The sequence below is a fragment of the Xylophilus sp. genome (genome assembly GCA_009914555.1).
Taxonomy (GTDB): Bacteria; Pseudomonadota; Gammaproteobacteria; order Burkholderiales; family Burkholderiaceae_C; genus WNDY01.
In genome coordinates this window covers 1-21,112 of the sequence record WNDY01000046.1, presented here as the reverse complement: position 1 = coordinate 21,112, position 21,112 = coordinate 1, and the positions used below count along the sequence as shown (strand labels likewise).

Here is a 21,112-nt window from a genome sequence, read left to right as displayed (position 1 = left end):
TGTTCCGGGCTACGAACACATGACTGGCTTTGTTCTCAACGCAAACATCTACGACTTCGGCGCCGATGCCGGCGCGTGGCGTGCGCCGGGCACGCATGCGCTCGACAACCTGACCGAGAGCTTCTGGCGCGGCGTGGCGCGCACCGCCGAGGATGGCGGGCTGGACGGCATCTTCCTGGCCGACAGCCCGGGGTTGTCGGCCAATCCGGCGATCCGTCCGGGCCGCATGGTCGAGCCGCTCTCGACGCTGGCGGTCGTCCTTTCGGAGACGACCCGGCTGGGCGTGATCGCGACCGTCTCCACCAGCGCGAACGACCCCGTCGAACTGGCCGAGCGCCTGCTCGAATACAACCTGCTGTCGCGCGGGCGCTTCGGCTGGAACGTGGTCACTGGCGTTCCGCAGTTGTCGCTGCAGGATTTCAATTTGTCCGAGGCACCGGAACGGGCGGATCGCTATGCCCGTGCCACCGAGTTCCTCGACGTCTATCAGGCCTATGTGGCTGCGGTCCGAACGGGGCAGGGGCTCTCGTACGAGGGTGCGCTCTTCAACTATGCGCTCGATGCTGGGGCGATTCGAAGCGGCGGGCGTGTTGCGAGCTTTGCGAGGGAGATCACGCCGCTCATCGTTCAGGCGGGCGGCTCGGAGCAAGGTCGACGCCTCGCGGCGGGCAGCGCCGACGCAGTGTTTGCTGCGGAGACGGTGTTCGAGGTCGCGCGCCGCAATCGCCTGGAGCTCCATTCGATGGCCAGGGAGGCAGGTCGGCCTGCGCCCGTGGTGCTGCCGGGTGTCCACCTGGTGATCGGCTCGACCGATGAGGAAGCGGAGGCGCGGTTCCAGCTGGTAAACCAGCTCGGTCCCAAGGACTACGTGCTGCGCCGTTTCGCGAGCCTGCTGGACGTGGATCCGGCTCGGCTGGACCTCGAGGCGCCGGCGTCGAACCTGGAGCAGATAGCGGGCTCCACCGAGCGTGGGTCGGCTGGCTTCAGGAAATCGATCACCGTGTACGGTGTCGCCAACTCACTCACGATCGGGCAACTGGTGCGCCACTTCTCTGGCTTTGGCCATCAGTTCTTCGTTGGAACGCCCGAGCGCTTCGCCGATGTGGTGGAGCAGTGGTACCGGGGCGGCGCGGCCGACGGCTTCAACCTTCTGTTCGATGCCAATCCGATCGGCCTTCGGGAGTTCGTGGACCACGTCGTGCCGGTGCTGCGCCGCCGCGGGCTGGTCTCTGCGGAACCCAGCCATGTTCCCTTCGCTCGCCGCCTCAAGGAGATCGCCCGATGAGCACCCGCACGATTCTCGATCTCTCCGGCGACCTGCTCGAAGCCCTCACCGAGACCCTGGCCCAGGGGGGCGAGCGTGCGGCGGAGCTTGGCCGGGCACTCGATCGCTTGCCGGTCGCTGCTTTTGCAGTCGGCTTCGGTACGCCCGAGCACCAGGTCCGTGACCGCAGCATCTTCGCTGGCTTCCTGCTCGCGGCCACGCGTTCGAGCAAGGTGATCATTCGCGCCGATGTGGCGCGCCAGCATCCCATCAACCTTGCGCGCACGGTCTCGACACTGAGCGCGCTGCACGGCAAGCGCATCGGTCTGGGAGCGAGCGAGGGCACGGAGGTTCATGGCTGGTTCGCGCCCCCGACCCCTGGCGCAAGGCCTTCCGCTGCCGGCTACCTGCGCCTGGTGTCAGCGCTTTGGGACAGCTGGCCGCTCGATGCGATCGCTGGAGACACGGAAGCCGGCCGCTATGTCGATGCGCATCGCATCGTCCGCGTCTCGGAACCAGCGTATCCGGGCATTGGCGGTCCGTTGACACTTCCGACGGACCAGACAGAGAAGCCGCCACTTGTCCTGCTTTGGGAGGAGGGCGACCGGGACGACGACGGATCGGGCGTCGATCTGTTGCTGACCGCGTCCGGCAGCGATGTGCGTTCCGGCGCGCGCATTGCGTATTCCGCAGGGGACGTGGGACTGGTGCTTGGGCTTTCCGATCTGGCCTCATTGACCACCTGGACACCCAGTCCACAGGCAGGCACGGCGGAAGTCCCGACGACGATCCGCGCCGCACTGGGGCTGGGAAGAAGCGGCCGGGTCGCCCGGACCGAGCACGCGGTGTTTCTCGATACCGGCAATGCAGCTCAGGTGTGACCCAAGCTGACGATTCTTCGGACAACGAACCAGAGTTCACCATGGATTTCGACATCGATCGCAACGATCCCTACCTTCAGAAAGCGGCGGAGTTGCGCGAGCGTTTTGCCCGCGACGCCGTCGATCGGGACAAGGCCGGCGGGCAGCCGCTGGATCAACTGGCATTGCTGAAGGAAAGCGGCCTGCTCAAGCTCACGATTCCCGGTGAATACGGCGGCGATGGACAGCCCTGGTCCAAGGCGCTGCGCATCGTTCGGGAGTTCGCGAAGGTGGACGGCTCGCTTGCCCATCTCTACGGATACCACACGGGGGCACAGCACGCAGCCTACCTGAGAGGAAATGGACGGCAGGCCGCCGAGCTCTACGCAGCGTCGGTGCGCGGCAACTGGTTCTGGTCCAACAACGACAACTCCAGAGCCAATACGCTCAAGGGCCGTCGAGAGGGTGACCACTGGATCCTCAATGGTCACAAGCCCTTCACGTCCGGCAGCCATATCGCCGACCACGTGACGATCACCTGGCTCGACGAGGACTCCGGCAAGACGATGGCGGGGGCCATTCCGAGCACGCGCGCCGGATGGAAGTCGCTGAACGACTGGGACGCGTTCGGCCAGCGCCAGACCGGCAGCGGCACATGCACCTACGAGAATGTCCGAGTGGAGGCGGCGGAGGTCTACCAGCCGGAGGCAAGTGAAGCTGAAGCCTTCCGGACACTCATCCCTTTCACGCAGCAAAGTGTGTTGCTCAATGTCTTCATCGGAAGCGCGCAAGGCGCATTGCAGGCAGCGCGCGACTACACGGTGAACCAGAGCCGGCCCTGGGTTCATTCAGGGGTGGATCGACACATCGACGACCCCTGGGTCAAGCGCGTCTACGGCGACATGTACACGAAGACCTTGGCCGCCACGATGCTGGCGGACGAGGCCCTGGCGGTTTTCGATCGCGTCTGGAGTCGCAGCCGCGCGTTGACCTTCGACGAGCGCGGCAAGGCAGCGGTCCGGCTTGCAGCGGCCAACGCCTTTGCCGGCAACACCGCGTTGGAGGTCACCAGCAGGATCTTCGAGGTGATGGGTGCACGGTCGACTTCCAACTCGCTGGGCCTCGATCGCTTTTGGCGCAACATCCGCACGCATACGCTTCACAACCCTGAAGAGTACAAAACGCGCAATGTCGGTCACTGGGTCCTCACCGGCGAAGCGCCTGTTCCGAGCGGGATCCAGTAGCCGTCACAGGCTTAGTCCCTTTTCGCATTTCAAAGCTACGAATCCGCAGTTCCCGTCTCGCGAAGCGGACCAGAGAATCGTTCAAGCCACGCGGCCATGACCGCGCTTGAACAACTCTGGAGCCCTCTCGATGAGCGATAACGATTCTCCCGCCTTTGACACGACCTTCGGCGACCTGCGCATCAGTCGCGTGGCCGGTCACATTGGCGGCGAAGTGCAGAACCTCCGTCTCAGCGCCGATCTCTCCGCCGAGACCATCGAGCATCTGAACGCAGCGCTGGTGCGGCACAAGGTGTTGTTCTTCAGGGATCAGGCGCATCTCGACGACCGCGAGCATCAGGCTTTCGGCGCACGATTCGGGCGCACCGTCGCGCACCCGACGGTGCCAGCGCCCGAGGGCACGAAGCTGTTCGAACTCGACGCCTCGAAGGGAGGAGGGCGCGCCGATTCGTGGCACACCGACGTGACCTTCGTCGATGCCTTCCCGAAGATCTCGATCCTGCGCGGCGTGACGATTCCGGCCTACGGCGGTGACACCGTCTGGGCCAACACCGCACATGCCTACGAACGGTTGCCCTCGCAACTCAAGCAGCTCGCCGATCAGCTCTGGGCCATCCACAGCAACGACTACGACTACGGCGCCGACCGCGTGCTGGTGGAGGAGCAGCGCCTTCGGCATCACCGCGATGTGTTCGTCTCGGCGGTGTTCGAGGCCGAGCACCCCGTGGTGCATGTGCACCCGGTCTCGGGCGAGCGCGCGTTGCTGCTCGGCCATTTCGTCAAGAAGTTCGTGGGCCTTTCGAGCACCGAATCGGCGCGCATCTTCGAGTTGCTGCAGAACCGCGTGATCCGCCTGGAGAACACGGTGCGCTGGAACTGGCGGCAGGACGACGTCGCGATCTGGGACAACCGCTCGACACAGCACTTCGCGATCAACGACTACGGCGATCAGCCGCGGCTGGTGCGTCGTGTGACGGTCCACGGGGAACCCGCGGTCTCGGTCGACGGGCAGCGCAGCAAGACGCGCTCGCGCCCCGAAGCGACCAACGACGCGCGGATCGACGAAGTGATCGCCCGAACCGCTTGATTGCCCTGCCTGAATCCCGAGGCACCGACGCCATGACCGACTCCTTCTCTTTCGATCCCCAGCGCCGCCAGCTTCTCAAGACTTCGGCGGCCATCGGCGCCGCCTCGCTGGTGCCGGGCTTGGCGACCGCTCAATCGGGCGCGAAGAAATTCAACGGCGTGACGTTGAATGTCTCGACCTTCAGCGCCGCCTATCCCAAGCTCCTGCAGCAATGGCTGCCCGAGTTCGAGGCGCTCACGGGCGCCAAGGTCAACTTCGACGCGCCGTCCTTCCCGGTCTACAACCAGCGTGTCGATCTGGAGCTGTCGACCAAGGGCTCGGCCTTCGACGTGGTGAATGTGACCTTCATCTATTCGAGCCGCTGGATCAACTCGGGCTGGCTCACGCCGCTCGACGATTTCATCAAGAACCCCAACCTGACGCCGGCCGACTGGGACATCAACGACTTCCTGCCCGGTGCACGTGCGCCGGAGACCGGCCGCGACGGCAAGCTCTACGGCATTCCATGGACGGCCGAAGCGCTGCTGACCGCATCGTCGCGCTTCGACCTCGTCGAGAAGGCGGGGCTTGCGTTCCCCGACACCACCGACGATCTCGTGAAGGTGCTGCGCGCGGTCAACAAGAAGGAGCGCGTGGCCGGCTTCGTCGCCGACAATCACTACGGCTGGACCTTCGTGCCCTACCTGCACGCCTTCGGCGGCGATGTGTTCCGCAAGGCGCCGGACGATCTGTTCCCCACGCTCGATACGCCAGAGGCCATCGCAGCCGGCGAGTACTACGCGAACCTGCTGAAGGAATTCGGGCCCGATGGCGCGATCACCTACCAGCCGGATCAGGTCACGCAGGCGCTCAAGCTCGGCCGCGTGAACTTCACCGATGCGGGTCAGCTGCACCTCGCGCAGCTCGGCGATCCTGCGACCAGCAAGACGGTCAAGACCGTGAAGTTCGGCTTCGTGCCCAAGGGACCGGCCGGCCGCTTTCCGGGCACCGCCGTGCATGGCCTGGGCATCCCCGTGGGATCGAAGAACAAGGAGGCCGCATGGACCTTCATCCAGTGGGCGCTGAGCAAGCAGGTCACCGGTCGTGCGGTGGCCGCGGGCTATGGTTCGCCGGCGCGCCGCTCGGACATCGACTCCACTGCGTTCCGCCAGAAGCAGGTCATCAACGGCAGCGACCTCGCGAAGCTGTCGCTCGAATATCGATCGAGCTTGCGGCGCAGACCGGCCACATGAAGTACCGCACGGTGTCGGTCTACCCGCAGGTCGACCAGCAGCTCAACAAGGCGATTGAGTTGATCGCGAGCGGTCAGCTGTCGGCCAAGCAGGCCTTCCAGCAGGCGCAGGCGAACACGATCGCGGAGCTCAAGCGCGCGGGCGCGAAGCTGTGAGGCGCTGAGCGATGTCCCAGGCCACCCTTGCCGGCGGCAACTGGCGTGCCGAGCAGCGGCGCGCATACCTGCTTGGGCTCTCGCCGTCGCTTGCGGTGCTGCTTGCGATCACGCTGGTGCCGGCGGCCGCGCTGCTCATCGCGAGCCTGACGCCACTGAGCCTCACCGATCCGGTGGGCACCTTCCGCTTCGACGATCCGCTCGTCAACTACCGGCAGTTGTTGCACGACGAACGTTTCCTCGCGTCGGTGCTCGTGCAGTTCCGGCTTTCGGCATCGAGCGTGGTGCTGCAGCTCCTCGTGGGCCTGGGCATCGCGCTGTTGCTCAACGGGAAGTCGCGCTGGCTCGACGGTGCGCGGACCGCATTGCTGATTCCGATGGTCCTGCCGCCGATCGTGGTCGCGCTGATCTGGAAGATCATGTACACGCCGGACGTGAGCCCGATTCATCGCGCGCTCGACGCGGCGGGCTGGCCCGTGCGCTCCCTGATCGCCAATCCGGACACTGCACTGTGGGCGATCTCCCTGGCGGACACCTGGCAGTGGTTTCCCTTCACCATGCTGATGGTGCTGGCCTCGCTGCAGATGATCCCGGACGAGCCGCTCGAAGCCGCCCGTCTCGAAGGCGCCAACCGCTGGCAGCTCTTTCGCTACATCGTGCTGCCGTACCTGCGGCCGGTGCTCGTCGTGTGCGGGCTGTTCCGGCTGATCGACAGCTTCAAGGCCTTTCCGCTGATCTACGTGCTCACCAATGGTGGCCCCGGAAACGTGACGGAGGTGACCAACTACTACGGCTTCATCCAGGCCTTCAACTTTTCCTACTGGGGCTACGCGAGCGCGATCGCGACCGTGATGCTGGTGGGTGTGTTCGTCTTGAGCTGGGCCATCGGCCGGCTCGGTTGGAGTGGCGATGACCGACGCTAGCACCGCACTCGACGCCGCGGCATTCGGTGCTGCGCATGAAGAAGGGGTAAGCGCCGCATCGAAGCGTGCGTCATCGCACCGCCCTTGGCGCGCGGTGCATGGCCGCACGCTCGCGGCGGCACTCCTGGTGCTGCTCGTGCTCTCGCCGTTCCTCTGGCTGGTGCAGCTCGCGTTCCGGCCGGCGGCGGATATCTTCGACGACAGCCTGATCTTCGTGCCGACGCTCGATGGCTTCGTGAGCCTGCTGCAAGGCAATTTCCTGAAGTCTTTCTGGAACAGTTCGCTCGTGAGCACGCTGTCGACCGCCTTCTCGCTGGCGATCGGCGTACCCGCTGCCTATGCGCTCACGCGCTGGAAGTTCAAGGGACGCGATCGCATCGCGCTGTGGATCCTCGTGACGCGCATGGCGCCGCCGATCGCGTTCACGATCCCGTTCTTCCTCGCCTACCAATACCTCGGACTGCAGGACACGGTGATCGGCCTCGCGATCGTCTACCTGACGTTCAATCTCGCGATCGTCATCTGGCTGATGCAGACCTTTTTCGAGGCGGTCCCGGCCTCGCTCGAAGAAGCCGCATGGATCGACGGCTGCGGCATCTGGCAGGCTTTCTGGCGCGTGTCGCTGCCGCTCACCGCGCCGGGGCTCGCCGCAACCGCGGTGCTGTGCTTCGTCTTCTCGTGGAACGACTTCTTCTACGCGCTCATCCTCACGCGCACCAACGCCATCACGGCACCGGTCGCGATCGTTAACTTCCTGCAGTACGAGGGATGGGAATGGACCAAGATCGCCGCGAGCGGCACGCTGGTCATGTTTCCGGTGGTGATCTTCACCGTGCTCGTGCGCAAGTACCTGGTGCGCGGCCTCACGGCCGGCGGCGTCAAGGACTAGGGCTTTCCTTCCAGCAACGAATCCATGGCTTCTCTTTCCGTACGCAAGCTCAGCAAGCAGTTCGGCGCCACGCCGGTGATCCGCGGCATCGACATCGAGATCCGTGATGGCGAGTTCGTCGCACTGGTCGGCCCGTCGGGTTGCGGCAAGTCGACACTGTTGCGGACCATCGCGGGACTCGAGAGCGCCGATGACGGCGAGATCTATCTTGGCGACCGTCGCATCAACGACGCTGCACCGCGTGACCGCGACGTGGCGATGGTCTTCCAGAACTACGCGCTCTATCCGCACATGACGGTCGAGCAGAACCTCGGCTTCGGCCTGAAGATCCAGGGTATGGCACAGGAGGACGTCACGCGCAGGGTCCGGCAGGCGGCCGATACGCTGGGGCTCGGCGATCTGCTGCACCGCCGGCCGCGTCAGCTCTCGGGTGGGCAGCGGCAGCGCGTCGCGATGGGCCGCGCGATCGTGCGCAAGCCCAAGGCCTTCCTGTTCGACGAGCCGCTGTCCAACCTCGACGCCAAGCTGCGGGTGCAGATGCGAACCGAGATCAAGTCGCTACAGCAACGGCTGGGGACCACGACCGTCTACGTCACGCACGATCAGGTCGAGGCGATGACCATGGCCGATCGCATCGTGGTGCTCAAGGAAGGGCGCATCGAGCAGGTCGGTTCACCGCTCGAGCTGTACGACAGGCCGCGCAATGTCTTCGTTGCGGGTTTCATCGGCTCGCCGGCGATGAACTTCATCCACGGCCATCTAGGCTTCGAGGGCGGGGCGCATGTGCGCACCGAAGACGGATTGCGGTTGCCGCTCGCGGAATCGGTGAACGGGGAACCTGGAGAACCGGTGATCTATGGCGTGCGGCCCGAGCACTTTGCGATCGACACCAACGGACAGGGGATCGAAGCCGAGGTGCTCGTGGTCGAGCCCACGGGCTCCGAGACGCAGGTCGCGCTCCGTCTCGGCAGGCAGCAAGTCATTGCGGCGTTCCGCGACCGGATCCATGCGCGCCCTGGTGACCGGCTTGCGTTGTCGCCGGTTTCGTCCAAGGCACATGTCTTCGATGCGAACGGAGTCCGCCGCCCGGCCGAGTGACCTCTGCTGCGAGGGTCGCGGGCGGCAGTTCTTCACCAGGGAAAGTCGATCAGGTCGCCGTAGAGCCTGCGCAGGATCTGCTTGACCTCGGGCGATTGCTGGTAGATCGAGATGAACTTGCGCAGGCGCGCGTCGTTCTCGCGCTCCGGCGTGGTGACCCAGCGGATGGCGTAGCGCTTGACGTTCTCAGGCACCGTGTTGTCGAAGGCCAGGCCGTCCTTCTCGTCGATGCCGGCGTGCTTGGCGAAGGTCGTGTAGGTGACGACCGCGGTCACGTCGTCGAAGACGCGCGCTGACTGCGCGCCCTCGATCGGTACGATCTTGAGCTTCTTGGGGTTGTCGGTGATGTCGGCCTGCGTCGCGAGGTGTCCCACGCCCGGCTTGAGCTTGATCAGTCCTGCCGACTCCAGCAACAGCAACGAGCGCGCGTTGTTCACCGGATCGGACAACACCGCGATGGTTGCGCCATCGGGCACTGCATCGCCCTTCTTCAGTTTCCTGGAGAAAAGGCCAATGGTGGTCGAGTAGCCGTAGGCGATCGGCTTGAGCTTCGTTCCGCGGCTCTGGTTGAAGCGTTCGAGGAAGGGATAGTGCTGGAAAAAGTTCGCGTCGATAGAGCCTTCGACGAGCGCCACGTTCGGTTGCAGCCAATCGCTGAGCTCGACGAGCTGCACGTTCAGGCCCTGGTCGCGCGCGAGCGCAATGGCCTTCTCGGTGGCCTCGTTGGCAACGGACGGAATAACGCCGATGCGCAGCGGCGCCGTGGCGGGTTGCGCATGCGAAAGGGCCGCGGCTGTGAACAGGGCGGCTGCGGCAAGCAGACGGGAAAGAAGACGCGAAGTGAACATTGAAAGCAGGTTCTGTAGGCAACTGAAGTCCCCGAGACGGGGACGTGAATGCAACACGCGGAGTCGTGCAGCGGCGGATTCTCGCGAGTCATCTCACAAACCAAAGAGTGAAATTCGTCGATGGATATGCGGATCCATTGCTTCTGTTTGCAGTGATCGGTCCCTACAGTCGGCGCCTTCTCCCCGGGCCTTCCGGCTCGTTCCGTTTCACTGTTGTCCGTCCGCGCCACCCATTGCGCATCCCTGTGCAAGCCCGAAAAAGCCGGCGCCATCTTCATGAGCGAACCTCGCCAGATTCTCTTCAATGCCGTGCACATGAACTGCATCGGCGACATCGCCCACGGCCTCTGGACGCATCCGCGCGACGAGTCCAGCCGCTACACCGACCTGACCTACTGGAGCGAGCTTGCACAGACGCTGGAGCGAGGGCGCTTCGACACCCTGTTCCTGGCCGACATCATCGGTGCGAACGACGTCTGGCAGGGCCGTCCCGACATGGCGCTTCGCGAAGGCATCCAGCATCCGATCAACGACCCGCTGCTGCTGGTGCCGGTCATGGCCGCCAGCACGCGCCATCTCGGGCTCGCGGCCACGGTCAACCTCTCGTACGAGGTGCCGCACCTGTTCGCGCGCAGGCTCACCACGCTCGACCACCTCACCGGCGGACGTGTGGCATGGAACGTCGTGACAGGCTTTCTCGACAGCGCCGCACGCGCAGCCGGTCTGGATCAGCAACTTGCGCATGACGCGCGCTACGACCGCGCGGACGATTTCATGGCCCTGAGCTACAAGCTGTGGGAGGGCAGCTGGGAGGACGACGCCGTGGTGCGCGACCGCGCGGCGCGCGTGTACACGCAGCCCGGCAAGGTGCACCGGGTGCGGCACGATGGCCCGCACTACCGCGCGGACACCATCTTCCTGTCGGAGCCCTCTCCGCAACGCACGCCGGTGCTGTTCCAGGCCGGCGCGTCGGGCCGCGGCAAGGATTTCGCGGCGCGTCATGCCGAATGCATCTTCGTGGCGGGCAACAAGGAGCAGGTCGCGCAGACTGTGCGCGACATCACCGCGCGCGCGCAGCAGCTCGGCCGGCGCCGTGAGGACCTGAAGTTCTTCGTTGGCCTGGTGGTCATCGTCGGCGAGACGGAAGCGCAGGCGCGCGAGCGTTTGGAGGAATACCGTCGCTATGCCAGTCCGGAGGCGGGCCTGGCCCATTTCTCCGCGCAGACCGGCATCGACTTCTCCCGCTTCGACCCCGATCTGCCGATCACCAATCCTGACACGCAAGCGGTGAAGTCCTTCCTGGAATCAGTCACCACGCAAAGCCAGGGAAAGACCTGGACCGTGCGCACGCTGCTCGACCAGATGACGCTGGGGTGCCGCAACGTGCCGGTGGTCGGCACGCCCGCCCAGGTCGCCGATGAACTGGTCGCCTGGGTGGATGGCGTCGGCGTGAACGGCTTCAACCTGATCCGCACCGTGGTGCCCGAATGCTTCACCGACGTGGTCGACCTGCTGGTGCCCGAGCTGCAGCGGCGCGGACGATACAAGCGCGAGTACACGCCTGGCACGCTTCGCGCCAAGCTCTTCGGACACGACCGGTTGCCCGAGCGGCACATCGCTGCGACCTACCGTCCCGGCGTGCAGGCCTCTGGAGAGGCGGTGGCTGCATGAGCGCCGCCTTGCCGCACCGCGTGCACCCATTTCCCCGACCGCAGGCGCATCGCATTGCGAGCGACGCCGAGGCACTGGCCGTCGCGGACGGTCTGGCCGCCGGCTTCGCGCAAGACGCGGCGCGGCGCGATCGCGATCGCGAGCGCGTGCTGCCTGTCTCCGAGATCGATCGGTTCTCGGCGAGCGGCCTGTGGGCGATCACCGTGCCGAAGACGCACGGCGGCGCCGGGGTCTCGCAGCGAACCCTGGTCGAGGTGTTCCGGCGCATCGCGCAGGCCGATCCATCGATTGCCCAGATCCCGCAGAGCCACTTCACGCTGGTCCATGCGCTGGCGCTTGACGGCACGCCCGCGCAGCAGGCTTTCTTCTTCGCCGAGCTGTTGGCCGGGGTGCGCTTCGGCAACGCGGTCTCGGAGAGGGACACGCCGAGCCTGCGCGCCTCCGGCACGCGCATCGTCGCGGTCGATAAAGGATTCGTGGTGCGCGGGCGGAAGTTCTACGCGACCGGTGCGCTCTTCGCGGACTGGATCGGCGTGTCGGCGCGCGACATCGACGACCAGCCGCGCCTGGCGTTCGTCGAGTCGGAGACGCCCGGCCTCGAGGTGATCGACGACTGGGACGCGATCGGCCAGCGCACCACCGCGAGCGGCTCCGTGCGGATCGACGAGGTCGCTGTCGAATCCTGGCAGCTGCTCGACGGCTCGCGTTTCGTGCAGCCGACGCTCGCCGGCCCGGCCTCGCAGCTGCTGCAGGCCGCGATCGATGCGGGTATCGCGCGCGCGGCGCTCGCGGACACACTGGCCTGGGTGCGGGAGCGCAGCCGTCCCTGGATCGACAGTGGCGTGGAGCGCGCCGCGCTCGATCCGCTCACGCTCGGCGAGATCGGCCGGCTGCAGGTGCAACTGTCGGCCGCCGAAGCATTGCTGGAGCGCGCGGCCGGCCGGCTCGACGACATGCCGGCGCGCAGCACACCCGCCCAGGCGGGCGCCGCCTCGATCACGGTCGCGGAGGCCAAGGCGGCCACCACCGAGATCGCGCTGGCGGCCTCGGGCAAGCTCTTCGAACTCGCCGGCACCCAGGCCGCGCTGTCGGGGCCGAACCTCGATCGCCACTGGCGCAATGCACGCATCCACACGCTGCACGACCCGGTGCGCTGGAAGTACCACGCCATCGGCGCCTATCAGCTCAACGGCACGCTGCCGCCTCATCACCTGTGGTTCTGACTACCGCCCGAGCGACAGACATGCCATTTTCCGAACCTGATCTCGCGCCGCTGCTCGACACGCTGGCGCGCAGTGCTGCCGAACGGGACAAAGAGGACGGCCATGCCGCCGCGCAGAAGCAGGCGCTGGCCGATGCCGGCCTGCTTGGGCTGTCCATCCCCGAACGATTCGGTGGGGACGAGCTGCCATGGTCGCGACTGCTGCAAGTGGTGCGTACCGTCGCCCGCGACGACAGCGCGCTCGCGCACTTGCTGGCCTTCCATCACCTCCAGGTGGCCACGCTGCTGATCTATGGCACCCAGGAGCAGCAGGCCCGCTGGCTCGAGCCCACCGTGCGACTGCGCCAGTGGTGGGGCAATGCCGTCAATCCGCGCGACGAACGCCTGCGGGCGATTGCCTCGCCGGAGGGCTACCGACTCGAAGGCGAGAAACGCTACTGCTCGGGCACGCTCGGGTCCGCCTGCATGACGGTATCGGCGCGCGACGCCGATGGCGCCATTGTGCTCGGCGTCGTGGCCACCGCGCAGCACGGGATCACCGTGCGCGAGGACTGGGACGCGATCGGCCAGCGGCAGACGGACAGCGGGTCGCACTTCGACGCGGTGCGGCTGGCGCGTGCCGACGTTCTGCGTGCGCCCGACACACCGCCGAGCGTCCGGCACACGGTGCGCACCTGCCTCGGGCAACTGATCCTGGTGAACCTGTACGCGGGACTCGCCGAAGGCGCGTTGGCCGAAGCGCGAAGCCTGATGGCCGAAGGCGGCATACCAACTGACGCCGCCGTCCGCGCGCCCTTGCTCGGCCGCCTCGGCGATGGCCATGTGCGCGCGGTCACGGCGACGGTGATGGCCGATCGGGCCGGCGCGCAGTTCGATGTGCTTTGGCAGGCCGGCGAGGCCGTCGTGCCGCAGCACCGGGCCGAGGCGGCCGTTGCCATCGCGGAAGCCAAGGTGGTGGCACATCGCGCCAGCTTGCATCTGGGCGAGGCGTTGTTCGACATCGGCGGCGCCCGCGCGACGCGCGGTGCGCTGGGGCTGGATCGCTTCTGGCGCAACGCCCGCACGCACACGCTGCACGACCCTCTCGATCAGAAGCTCGCCGCGCTCGGGCGCTGGTCGCTCGAGGGTGAGTTTCCGCCGGGCTTCTACCAATGAGCGACACACCGACATGAGCGAAGAGATTTCGTCCTCCCCCACCCAGGCGCGCCTAGACTGGACACGGTCCGAGAGCATGCAGACGCTGCGGGCGCTCGCGCCTGCGCCATTCGACGCATTTGCGCAGCTGGAACAGGCCGTCTTTCGTGACGGAGCACTCGATGCGCGCACCAAGGCACTGATCGCCGTGGCCGTCACCCACGTCACTCAATGCGAGGGCTGCATCGATCTGCATGTGCGCAATGCGCTGCGCCTGGGCGCAACCCCGCCCGAGTTGGCCGAGGCCATTTGGGTCGCCGCAGAACTGCGTGCGGGCGCGGCCATCGGCCAGCTTCGCGTGTCGGCGCGCCACCTCGCACAGGACGCGTGATCGACTGGCATTGCCGGCGTCCTTCGATGTCCATTTCCTTTCTTTCCTCAACCCACTCCTGTTCTTCATGACCCTCTCCAGGTCCCTGTCGCGGCTGCTGTCCGCATTCGCCCTGGCCTCGGCCTTTGCCGCGCCGCATGGCGCCTTCGCGCAGACGCGCGGCGGCACGCTCAATCTAATCGTGCAGCCCGAGCCGCCGTTGCTGGTGAGCGCGATCCAGTCGCTCGCCCCCACGCAGTACGTGGCCGGCAAGATCTACCAGGGGCTGGTGCGCATCTCGCCGACCCTGCAGCCGCTGCCCGAGCTGGCGCGCAGCTGGAAGGTGTCGAACGACGGCCGCACCTACACCTTCGACCTCGAGCGTGACGTGCGCTGGCACGATGGCAAGCCCTTCACCGCCGCCGACGTCGTGTTCTCGGTGGATACGGCCCTGCCGGCGCTGAGCAGTCGCGTGCGGCTCGTGAAGGAGCAGCACATCGAGAGCGTGCGCGCCATCGGCGAGCACCAGGTCGAGATCCGCCTGAAGGCGCCGTTCCCGGCCTTCCCGCTGATCCTCGAGGTCGGCACGCTGCCCATCCTGCCGCGCCACATCTACGAGGGAACGGACTACCGCACCAACCCGGCGAACCAGACGCCGATCGGCACCGGGCCTTTCGTCTTCAAGGAATGGAAGAAGGGTTCGTTCATCCGCCTGGCGCGCAACAACGACTACTGGCGCAAGGGGCAGCCGTATCTCGACGGGATCGTGTTCCACGTGATCCCGGATTCGGCATCCCGCGCGGTGGCGTTCGAGAAGGGCGATGTGCAGGTCCTGCGCAGCGGCGACGTCGACAACGTCGACATCAAGCGGTTGCGCGCGCTGCCGGGCGTGTCATTCACGACCAAGGGCTCCGAGAAGTTCGGTTCGGTGCTTTTCCTTCAACCCAACCTGCGCAATGCGCCGCTGGACAACGTGAAGGTGCGCCAGGCGATCCAGCATGCGCTGGACCGGCGCTTCATCATCGACAACATCTTCTTCGGCTTCGGCAAGCCCACAACGGGGCCGTTCGCATCGACCACGCTGTTCCACGATGCTTCGGTGCTGCCGGCCTACGAATACAGCCTCGACAAGGCGCGGCAGCTGATTCGCGAGTCGGGCGTGGACGTGTCGAAGCGGCCGCTGAATCTCCTGGGCGCTGCCTACGGCGGCGCCTGGGTGCGCCTGGTCGAGTACGTGAAGCAGCAGCTCGAGGAGGTCGGGTTCCGGGTCAACGTGGTCCAGGTCGACCCGGCCGGTTGGTACAAGCGCGCGAGCGACTGGGACTTCGATCTCGCACTGAACTTCCATTACCAGCATGGCGATCCCGAACTGGGCGTGGCGCCGCTGTATCTCGCATCGAACATCACCAAGGGCACGCCGTTCGGCAACATCGAGGGCTACAGCAACCCGGCGGCCGACGCGCTTTGGGCGGAGGGTGGCCGCAGCATCGACCCGGCGAAGCGCCAACAGGCCTATTCGGCGGTGCAGCGCATCATTGCCAACGACGTGGCCGTGGCCAACCTGTTCGAGATCGAGAACCCGACGCTCTATCGCAGCCAGGTGAAGAACCTCGTGACGACCGGCATCGGGCTCAACGAATCGTTCGACGCCGTCTCGATCGAAGCGCCCTGAGCGGCGCACCCGGGACATGGGATGGTTCGGATTCCTCGGCGCGCGCGCCGCGCGCGGCGTGCTGGTGGTGCTGCTGGTGGTCGTGGTCAACTTCTTCCTGATCCGCCTCGCGCCCGGCGACCCGGCGCAGGTGATGGCCGGCGAGATGCAGTCGGACGACCCGGCGCTGGTCGAACGCCTGCGCGCCGAGTTCGGGCTGGACCGCTCGACCACGCAGCAGCTGCGCCTGTACCTGGGCGCCGTGCTTCGCGGGGACCTGGGGCATTCCTATCGCAATCATGTCGACGTGTGCACGTTGATCGCAGAGCGAGTGCCTGCCACGCTGCTATTGATGGTGAGTGCCTTCGTATTTGCGCTGGTGCCCGGCGTGGGGTTGGGCGTGCTGGCAGTACGCGCGCGGCTGCATCGCCGCTGGCGATGGGCCGACGGCGCGATCTTCGGTGCGGCGATGCTGCTTTACGCGACGCCCACCTTCTGGCTGTCGCTGATGCTGGTCATCGTGTTTTCCGTCCAGCTCGACTGGCTGCCGGCCTTCGGCATGCAGTCAGGCGCCGCGGCTGCCGCGGGAGGGCTCGCGCAGGCGCTGGACGTGGCACGCCACCTGGTGCTGCCCACCGTGGCGCTCGGCACCTTGTACATGGCCGTGTACGTGCAACTCACCCGCGCGGCGATGCTGGAGGTGCTGCACCAGGATTTCGTGCGCAGCGCGCAAGCCAAGGGCGTACCTCCGACGCGGATCCTGCGCGTGCACGTGCTTCGCAACGCGCTGCTGCCGGTGTTGAGCATGGCCGGCATCCAGCTCGGCCAGCTCGCGGGCGGTGCCATCCTCATCGAGACGGTGTTTGCGTGGCCCGGCATTGGACGGCTCATGTTCGATGCCGTCAGCCAGCGGGACTACCCGCTGCTGCTGGGCATCTTCCTGACCACTGCCGTGATGGTGGTCGTGTTCAACCTGGTGACCGACGTGCTCTATCGGATCGCCGACCCGCGCATCGCGCGCGCCTGACCCGTATCTCGAATGTCTTTTGTCATGTCGCCGACCGCACCCGGGACGGGGGCCTCGGCAGTTTCCACGGCTGGCGCGGTGCCGGTGACCGCGGCAGTGCCCGCGCGGCGCCCGTCCACGTGGCGGCGCTTCCGGGAGCAACCTGCGGCAGTGCTCGCGCTGGCCCTTTTCGCAGTCGTCGCGCTGGTGGCCCTGGGCGCGCCGTGGCTCTACCCGGGCTCGCCCTGGCGCATGGTCGGCAGGCCCCTGATCGAGCCGCTGTCGCAGGCGCGCTTCCCACTGGGAACGGACATGCTCGGGCGAGACATCGCCGCCGGGTTGGTGCATGGCGCGCGCGCGTCCCTGCTGGTCGGGTTGGCATCCACCGGGCTCGCGCTGCTGATCGGCGTGCCGCTGGGGGCGCTTGCCGGCTACGCGGGGCGCCGCGTCGATGTCGCGCTGTCCACACTGATCGAATGCTTCCAGACGATCCCGCAGTTCGCGATGGCGGTGGTCCTCGTGGCCATCGTCGGGCCGTCGGTGTCGACCATCGTCGTGGCGATCAGCGTGGTGTCGTGGCCGCCGGTGGCAAGGCTGGTGCGCGCGGAGATCCTCTCGCTGCGCGAGCGCGACTTCGTGATCGCCGCCCGCGTGGCCGGCGAGTCCGGCTGGCGCATCCTGCTCGCGCATGTGCTGCCCAATGCCGCGGCGCCGATCATTGTCTGCGCGTCGTTCATGGTTGCGACGGCGATGCTCACCGAAGCTGCGCTGGCTTTCCTCGGGCTGGGCGACGCCCGGCTCATGAGCTGGGGCTTCATGCTCGGCGCGGCCCGCACCATGGTCCGTGAGACGTGGTGGATGAGCCTGTGGCCCGGCCTCGCGCTGATGCTCACTGTGCTGTCGATCAATGTCGCGGCAGAGGGCCTGCAGCACGCGTTGCAGCCCGCAGGCGGCCAACGCGGCGGCACAGCGGAGAGCCTCGAATGAACGAGCCTGTCCTGTCCATCGAATCACTCACCGTGGCCCTGCCCGCCGGGGCCGATCGCGCGCTGGCAGTCGATGACGTGAGCCTGCGCGTCCACGCCGGCGAGGTCCTGTGCCTGGTGGGCGAGTCCGGCAGTGGCAAGAGCGTCTGCGCGCTGGCTGCGCTGCGCATGCTGCCGGCCGCGCTGACGCAGCGCGGCGGGCGCGTGTTGCTCGAGGGCACCGACCTCGCGACCCTCGACGCCGCGGGCATGCGTGCGCTGCGCGGGCGGCGCGTGGCCATGGTGTTCCAGGAGCCGCTGTCGGCGCTGAACCCGCTCATGTCGGTGGGCGACCAGATCGCGGAAGCGCTGCACGTGCACGGGCTGCGGTCTCGCGATGCGTCCGAGACTCGCGTGCAGGAGCTGCTCGACCTGGTGGGCTTGCCCGATCCGCGCGCGTTGCGTCGCCGGCTGCCGTTCCAGCTCTCGGGCGGGCAGCGGCAGCGGGTCGCAATCGCGATGGCGCTGGCGCTCGAACCCGCGCTGCTCGTCGCCGATGAGCCCACCACTGCGCTGGACGTGACCACGCAGGCGCGGGTGCTCGCCCTGCTGCGTTCGCTCGGTCGTCGGCTGGGGATGGCCGTGCTCTTCGTCACCCACGACTTCGGTGTGGTTTCCACGATGGCCGATCGGGTGGCTGTCATGCAGCGTGGCCGGATCGTGGAGGAGGGCGAGGCGAGCGCGGTGCTGCGCGCGCCGGTGCATCCTTATACGCGCGAACTCATCGACGCGGTGCGCACCTCGCCGCCTCCATCTGTGTCACAGGCGGGGTCATCCGATGCGCCCTTCGTGGCTGTTCGCGGGCTGTCGGTGCGTCTCGGTGCCCCGCCGGGCTCGGCGCTGCGCCGGCGCCTCGGGCTGTCGCCACGCGGCGTGCAGGCGCTCGACGGCGTGTCGTTCGAGCTACGGGCGGGGCAGACCCTGGGCATCGTCGGTGAATCGGGCTCGGGCAAGAGCACGCTCGCGCGTTCCCTGCTTCGCCTGGTGCGACTCGACGCCGGCGAGGTGCGGATTGGCGGCGTCGACCTTTCGCGGCTGCCCGAGCGTAGGCTGCGCCCCCTGCGCCACCAGTGGCAGATGGTGTTCCAGGATCCGAAGGCCGCACTGAATCCGCGGCAGACGGCAGGTCACGCAGTCTCGCGCGCGCTGCGTGCGGCGGGTGTGTCACGCGTGCAGGCCGATGCACGGGCGAGGGAGTGGCTCGCCGCGGTAGGCCTGGACGCAGGCGCCTTCGATCGTCTTCCCGCTGAGTTCTCCGGCGGGCAGCGCCAGCGCATCGTGATCGCACGCGCGCTGGCGCTGAATCCCCGGCTGCTCGTGGCCGACGAGCCAGTCTCCGCGCTCGATGTGACGGTGCAGGGCCAGATCCTCGCGCTATTGCGCGATCTGCAGCAACGGCTCGCCCTGACCATGGTCTTCATCACCCATGACCTGCGGGTGGCTGCGACGCTGTGCCACCGGATCGCGGTGATGCATCGCGGCAGGCTGGTGGAAGAGGGCGAGGCCGCGCAGGTATTGGGCGCTCCCATGCATCCCTACACGCGCGAACTGCTGGCCGCCGTGCCTTCGACGGGCAGTCCTTCTCCGAGCGGGACCGGCGGCGCATAGTTCGGTGTCAGCGTGCATCGCGGCCTCCCTGCGCGGTGCGTACCGGGCGCGGCCCGTAGCGCAGCGTGAGCAGGCTGCCGAGCGTCAGCGCCGCGGCCGCGAAGCCGGGGCCGCCGAGCGCGCCCACATGGTCCACCAGCACGCCGCCACCGATGGCGCCGCTCGCGATGGCGATCTGGAAGGCCGCTACCAGCAAGCCGCCTGCGCCTTCGGCCTGATCGGGTGCGACGCGCACGATCCAGGTCTGGAAGCCGACCGGAAAGGCGCCGAAGGCAAAGCCCCACAGCACGACGGCCACGGCTGTCACGAGGGAAGAGCTGCCCGCCAGCAGCAGGCTGGCCGCGAGCACTGCGATCAGCGTGCCGCCGAAGACGATGGCATGGCGCTCGCTGCGCTCGGCGATCAGTCCGCCCGCCAGGTTGCCGAAGAAGCCGCCGATGCCATAGCCCAACAGGATGGCCGAGATGGTGCTCACCGACAGGTGCGTCACGTCCTCCATCAGCGGGCGGATGTATGTGAATCCGGCGAAGTGCCCCGAGATGACCAGCAGCACGGCCAGCAGTGCCACGCGCACGCCAGGGCGGCGCAGGAGCTCGCCCAGTACGCGCAGGCTGGTGTGGTCGCGCGGCGGCAGGGCCGGGAGGGTGAACAGCTGCGCAGCCAGCGTGAGCAGGCTCACGGCACCGGCCGCGATGAAGGCGCTGCGCCAGCCCCAAAGCTCGCCCATCCATGCACCGATGGGAGCCGCACAGACGGTGGCCACCGAGACACCGGTGAGGATGATGGACATGGCCCGTGCGAAGAGCTGTTCCGGCACCAGCCGCAGCGCCAGGGCAGCGGCCATCGACCAGAAGCCCCCCAGCGCGATGCCCAGCAGCACGCGCGACACGAGCAGGATGCCCAGGCTTCCCGCGGCGATGGCCAGCGCGTTGGAGACGATGAGGAGCAGCGTCAGCGCGATCATCACCAGCTTGCGGTCGAAGCGCCGTGTGAAGAGCGGGATGGACGGGGCTGCGACGGCTGCCACCAGAGCCGTCGCTGTGACGCTCTGGCCGGCCGCGCCGGGACTTACGCCCAGATCGCTGGCCATGGCGGTGAGCAAGCTGGCGGGCAGGAACTCGGCGGTGACCAGCCCGAACACGCCCAGCGCCAGCGAGGTGACGGCGGGCCAGCGCGCGGCCGGTGTGGAGCCGGGAGACGCGGTAGGGGAAGCGCCGGCAAAGACGCCGGCATCCGCGGCGATGCAGTCTTGGCAGGAGGAGGTCACGTTGTTCTTGGCCTTGTGTGCAAAAGGGGAAGCTAGCTTATGGATAAGATGCCGGCGTTTCCATGCCAGAAAGACCGGAATGCTTGACTATTCCTCCAGCCCGCCGGAGGCCACCATGGTCGCAGACCGCGGCAACGGCCCCGACACGCTCACCGAGGTGCTGCTGGGGCTGAGGCTGGACGGCGTCGAATACGGGCGCTGCCTGATGCATTCGCCCTGGGCGGTGGCTTTTCCGGCGACGCGCACCGCGCGCTTCCATTTCGTGGCGCGCGGGGGCTGCTGGCTGCGCACGCCAATGACCGATTGGGTGCAGCTCAAGCCGGGCGATGCGGTACTGCTGCCGCACGGCAGCTTCCACGTGCTGGCCAGTTCGCCCGAGGTGATCTTGCCCCTGATTTACGGACACCTATCTAAGCGACATTGGCCAGCTCGTACTGCTCTGGGCTGAGGTAGCCCAGGGTCGAGTGCAGCCGGATCCGATTGTAGTCAACCTCAATGTAGTCAAACACATGAGCCTTGGCCTGCTCCCGTGTGGCGAGGTGTTCACCATGGATGGCC

Annotated in this window: 21 protein-coding genes; 18 read left to right on the top strand and 3 right to left on the bottom strand. The window is 67.1% G+C overall.

All coding sequences use genetic code 11. From position 1 onward, the window contains the following. Nucleotides 1-19: 19 nt before the first annotated feature. From GAK38_RS17730 to GAK38_RS17690, 9 genes are all read left to right on the top strand, one after another. A complete protein-coding gene (locus GAK38_RS17730) occupies nucleotides 20-1,285 on the top strand; it encodes an LLM class flavin-dependent oxidoreductase (RefSeq protein ID WP_325346293.1) in 1,266 nt (421 codons plus the stop codon). After that, the gene (locus tag GAK38_RS17725) at nucleotides 1,282-2,145 is read left to right on the top strand and encodes a hypothetical protein (protein WP_325346292.1); all 864 of its coding nucleotides are present in this window, start codon (nucleotides 1,282-1,284) and stop codon (nucleotides 2,143-2,145) included. The genes GAK38_RS17730 and GAK38_RS17725 overlap by 4 nt, the downstream gene beginning before the upstream one ends. Before the next feature lie 41 nt (nucleotides 2,146-2,186). Continuing rightward, nucleotides 2,187-3,368, top strand: coding sequence for an acyl-CoA dehydrogenase family protein (locus GAK38_RS17720; protein ID WP_325346291.1), 1,182 nt, complete (start codon nucleotides 2,187-2,189; stop codon nucleotides 3,366-3,368). A gap of 130 nt (nucleotides 3,369-3,498) precedes the next feature. After that, nucleotides 3,499-4,455, top strand: coding sequence for a TauD/TfdA dioxygenase family protein (locus tag GAK38_RS17715; protein ID WP_325346290.1), 957 nt, complete (start codon nucleotides 3,499-3,501; stop codon nucleotides 4,453-4,455). A 32-nt stretch (nucleotides 4,456-4,487) separates the two neighbouring features. After that, on the top strand, nucleotides 4,488-5,687 hold the full coding sequence (locus tag GAK38_RS17710) for an ABC transporter substrate-binding protein (protein WP_325346289.1): 1,200 nt from the start codon (nucleotides 4,488-4,490) through the stop codon (nucleotides 5,685-5,687). Next, nucleotides 5,684-5,842 (top strand): hypothetical protein, encoded by a 159-nt coding sequence (locus GAK38_RS17705; protein ID WP_325346288.1) that lies wholly within the window; start codon nucleotides 5,684-5,686, stop codon nucleotides 5,840-5,842. Before GAK38_RS17710 ends, GAK38_RS17705 begins: the two co-directional genes overlap by 4 nt. 11 nt (nucleotides 5,843-5,853) lie before the next feature. Next, nucleotides 5,854-6,765, top strand: coding sequence for a carbohydrate ABC transporter permease (locus GAK38_RS17700; RefSeq protein ID WP_325346287.1), 912 nt, complete (start codon nucleotides 5,854-5,856; stop codon nucleotides 6,763-6,765). Continuing rightward, complete coding sequence (locus GAK38_RS17695) at nucleotides 6,752-7,654, top strand: carbohydrate ABC transporter permease (protein WP_443089238.1); 903 nt, start codon at nucleotides 6,752-6,754, stop codon at nucleotides 7,652-7,654. Before GAK38_RS17700 ends, GAK38_RS17695 begins: the two co-directional genes overlap by 14 nt. Before the next feature lie 24 nt (nucleotides 7,655-7,678). Further along, on the top strand, nucleotides 7,679-8,752 hold the full coding sequence (locus GAK38_RS17690) for an ABC transporter ATP-binding protein (protein ID WP_325346285.1): 1,074 nt from the start codon (nucleotides 7,679-7,681) through the stop codon (nucleotides 8,750-8,752). Nucleotides 8,753-8,784: 32 nt separating this feature from the next. Here the strand turns inward: GAK38_RS17690 and GAK38_RS17685 are convergent, their stop codons facing one another. Further along, nucleotides 8,785-9,600, bottom strand: coding sequence for a MetQ/NlpA family ABC transporter substrate-binding protein (locus GAK38_RS17685; RefSeq protein ID WP_325346284.1), 816 nt, complete (start codon nucleotides 9,598-9,600; stop codon nucleotides 8,785-8,787). A gap of 276 nt (nucleotides 9,601-9,876) precedes the next feature. On the opposite strand from GAK38_RS17685, the gene GAK38_RS17680 reads away from it, so the two are divergent. From GAK38_RS17680 to GAK38_RS17645, 8 genes are all read left to right on the top strand, one after another. Then, on the top strand, nucleotides 9,877-11,271 hold the full coding sequence (locus GAK38_RS17680; RefSeq protein ID WP_325346283.1) for an LLM class flavin-dependent oxidoreductase: 1,395 nt from the start codon (nucleotides 9,877-9,879) through the stop codon (nucleotides 11,269-11,271). Next, nucleotides 11,268-12,494, top strand: a complete 1,227-nt coding sequence (locus tag GAK38_RS17675; RefSeq protein WP_443089237.1) for an SfnB family sulfur acquisition oxidoreductase — start codon at nucleotides 11,268-11,270, stop codon at nucleotides 12,492-12,494. Before GAK38_RS17680 ends, GAK38_RS17675 begins: the two co-directional genes overlap by 4 nt. A 20-nt stretch (nucleotides 12,495-12,514) precedes the next feature. After that, complete coding sequence (locus GAK38_RS17670) at nucleotides 12,515-13,648, top strand: acyl-CoA dehydrogenase family protein (protein ID WP_325346281.1); 1,134 nt, start codon at nucleotides 12,515-12,517, stop codon at nucleotides 13,646-13,648. Between the two features lie 13 nt (nucleotides 13,649-13,661). Beyond that, nucleotides 13,662-14,018, top strand: a complete 357-nt coding sequence (locus tag GAK38_RS17665; protein WP_325346280.1) for a carboxymuconolactone decarboxylase family protein — start codon at nucleotides 13,662-13,664, stop codon at nucleotides 14,016-14,018. Between the two features lie 67 nt (nucleotides 14,019-14,085). After that, complete coding sequence (locus tag GAK38_RS17660; protein WP_325346279.1) at nucleotides 14,086-15,669, top strand: ABC transporter substrate-binding protein; 1,584 nt, start codon at nucleotides 14,086-14,088, stop codon at nucleotides 15,667-15,669. A 16-nt stretch (nucleotides 15,670-15,685) separates the two neighbouring features. Further along, nucleotides 15,686-16,675 carry an ABC transporter permease gene (locus tag GAK38_RS17655; RefSeq protein ID WP_325346278.1) on the top strand — a complete coding sequence of 330 codons (990 nt, stop codon included), beginning with the start codon at nucleotides 15,686-15,688 and terminating at the stop codon, nucleotides 16,673-16,675. Between the two features lie 24 nt (nucleotides 16,676-16,699). Further along, nucleotides 16,700-17,641: an ABC transporter permease gene (locus GAK38_RS17650; RefSeq protein WP_325346277.1), complete on the top strand. Its 942-nt coding sequence runs from the start codon at nucleotides 16,700-16,702 to the stop codon at nucleotides 17,639-17,641. Beyond that, nucleotides 17,638-19,287 (top strand): dipeptide ABC transporter ATP-binding protein, encoded by a 1,650-nt coding sequence (locus GAK38_RS17645; protein ID WP_325346276.1) that lies wholly within the window; start codon nucleotides 17,638-17,640, stop codon nucleotides 19,285-19,287. The genes GAK38_RS17650 and GAK38_RS17645 overlap by 4 nt, the downstream gene beginning before the upstream one ends. A 7-nt stretch (nucleotides 19,288-19,294) precedes the next feature. On the opposite strand, the gene GAK38_RS17640 is transcribed toward GAK38_RS17645, so the two are convergent. Further along, nucleotides 19,295-20,554 carry an MFS transporter gene (locus GAK38_RS17640; RefSeq protein ID WP_325346275.1) on the bottom strand — a complete coding sequence of 420 codons (1,260 nt, stop codon included), beginning with the start codon at nucleotides 20,552-20,554 and terminating at the stop codon, nucleotides 19,295-19,297. 115 nt (nucleotides 20,555-20,669) lie between these two features. On the opposite strand from GAK38_RS17640, the gene GAK38_RS17635 reads away from it, so the two are divergent. Continuing rightward, complete coding sequence (locus tag GAK38_RS17635) at nucleotides 20,670-21,002, top strand: cupin domain-containing protein (RefSeq protein ID WP_325346274.1); 333 nt, start codon at nucleotides 20,670-20,672, stop codon at nucleotides 21,000-21,002. Here GAK38_RS17635 and GAK38_RS17630 read toward each other — a convergent pair. After that, nucleotides 20,965-21,112 (bottom strand): IS3 family transposase (locus GAK38_RS17630; RefSeq protein WP_291782783.1); only part of this gene is annotated, 148 nt, incomplete at its 5' end. The two genes, GAK38_RS17635 and GAK38_RS17630, sit on opposite strands and share 38 nt — an antisense overlap.

Bases quoted from the DNA above. Each gene is read 5' to 3' on its own strand.
- GAK38_RS17730 (WP_325346293.1), top strand. From the start codon at position 20: ATGACTGGCTTTGTTCTCAACGCAAACATCTACGACTTCGGCGCCGAT.
- GAK38_RS17725 (WP_325346292.1), top strand. From the start codon at position 1,282: ATGAGCACCCGCACGATTCTCGATCTCTCCGGCGACCTGCTCGAAGCC.
- GAK38_RS17720 (WP_325346291.1), top strand. From the start codon at position 2,187: ATGGATTTCGACATCGATCGCAACGATCCCTACCTTCAGAAAGCGGCG.
- GAK38_RS17715 (WP_325346290.1), top strand. From the start codon at position 3,499: ATGAGCGATAACGATTCTCCCGCCTTTGACACGACCTTCGGCGACCTG.
- GAK38_RS17710 (WP_325346289.1), top strand. From the start codon at position 4,488: ATGACCGACTCCTTCTCTTTCGATCCCCAGCGCCGCCAGCTTCTCAAG.
- GAK38_RS17705 (WP_325346288.1), top strand. From the start codon at position 5,684: ATGAAGTACCGCACGGTGTCGGTCTACCCGCAGGTCGACCAGCAGCTC.
- GAK38_RS17700 (WP_325346287.1), top strand. From the start codon at position 5,854: ATGTCCCAGGCCACCCTTGCCGGCGGCAACTGGCGTGCCGAGCAGCGG.
- GAK38_RS17695 (WP_443089238.1), top strand. From the start codon at position 6,752: ATGACCGACGCTAGCACCGCACTCGACGCCGCGGCATTCGGTGCTGCG.
- GAK38_RS17690 (WP_325346285.1), top strand. From the start codon at position 7,679: ATGGCTTCTCTTTCCGTACGCAAGCTCAGCAAGCAGTTCGGCGCCACG.
- GAK38_RS17685 (WP_325346284.1), bottom strand. From the start codon at position 9,600: ATGTTCACTTCGCGTCTTCTTTCCCGTCTGCTTGCCGCAGCCGCCCTG.
- GAK38_RS17680 (WP_325346283.1), top strand. From the start codon at position 9,877: ATGAGCGAACCTCGCCAGATTCTCTTCAATGCCGTGCACATGAACTGC.
- GAK38_RS17675 (WP_443089237.1), top strand. From the start codon at position 11,268: ATGAGCGCCGCCTTGCCGCACCGCGTGCACCCATTTCCCCGACCGCAG.
- GAK38_RS17670 (WP_325346281.1), top strand. From the start codon at position 12,515: ATGCCATTTTCCGAACCTGATCTCGCGCCGCTGCTCGACACGCTGGCG.
- GAK38_RS17665 (WP_325346280.1), top strand. From the start codon at position 13,662: ATGAGCGAAGAGATTTCGTCCTCCCCCACCCAGGCGCGCCTAGACTGG.
- GAK38_RS17660 (WP_325346279.1), top strand. From the start codon at position 14,086: ATGACCCTCTCCAGGTCCCTGTCGCGGCTGCTGTCCGCATTCGCCCTG.
- GAK38_RS17655 (WP_325346278.1), top strand. From the start codon at position 15,686: ATGGGATGGTTCGGATTCCTCGGCGCGCGCGCCGCGCGCGGCGTGCTG.
- GAK38_RS17650 (WP_325346277.1), top strand. From the start codon at position 16,700: ATGTCGCCGACCGCACCCGGGACGGGGGCCTCGGCAGTTTCCACGGCT.
- GAK38_RS17645 (WP_325346276.1), top strand. From the start codon at position 17,638: ATGAACGAGCCTGTCCTGTCCATCGAATCACTCACCGTGGCCCTGCCC.
- GAK38_RS17635 (WP_325346274.1), top strand. From the start codon at position 20,670: ATGGTCGCAGACCGCGGCAACGGCCCCGACACGCTCACCGAGGTGCTG.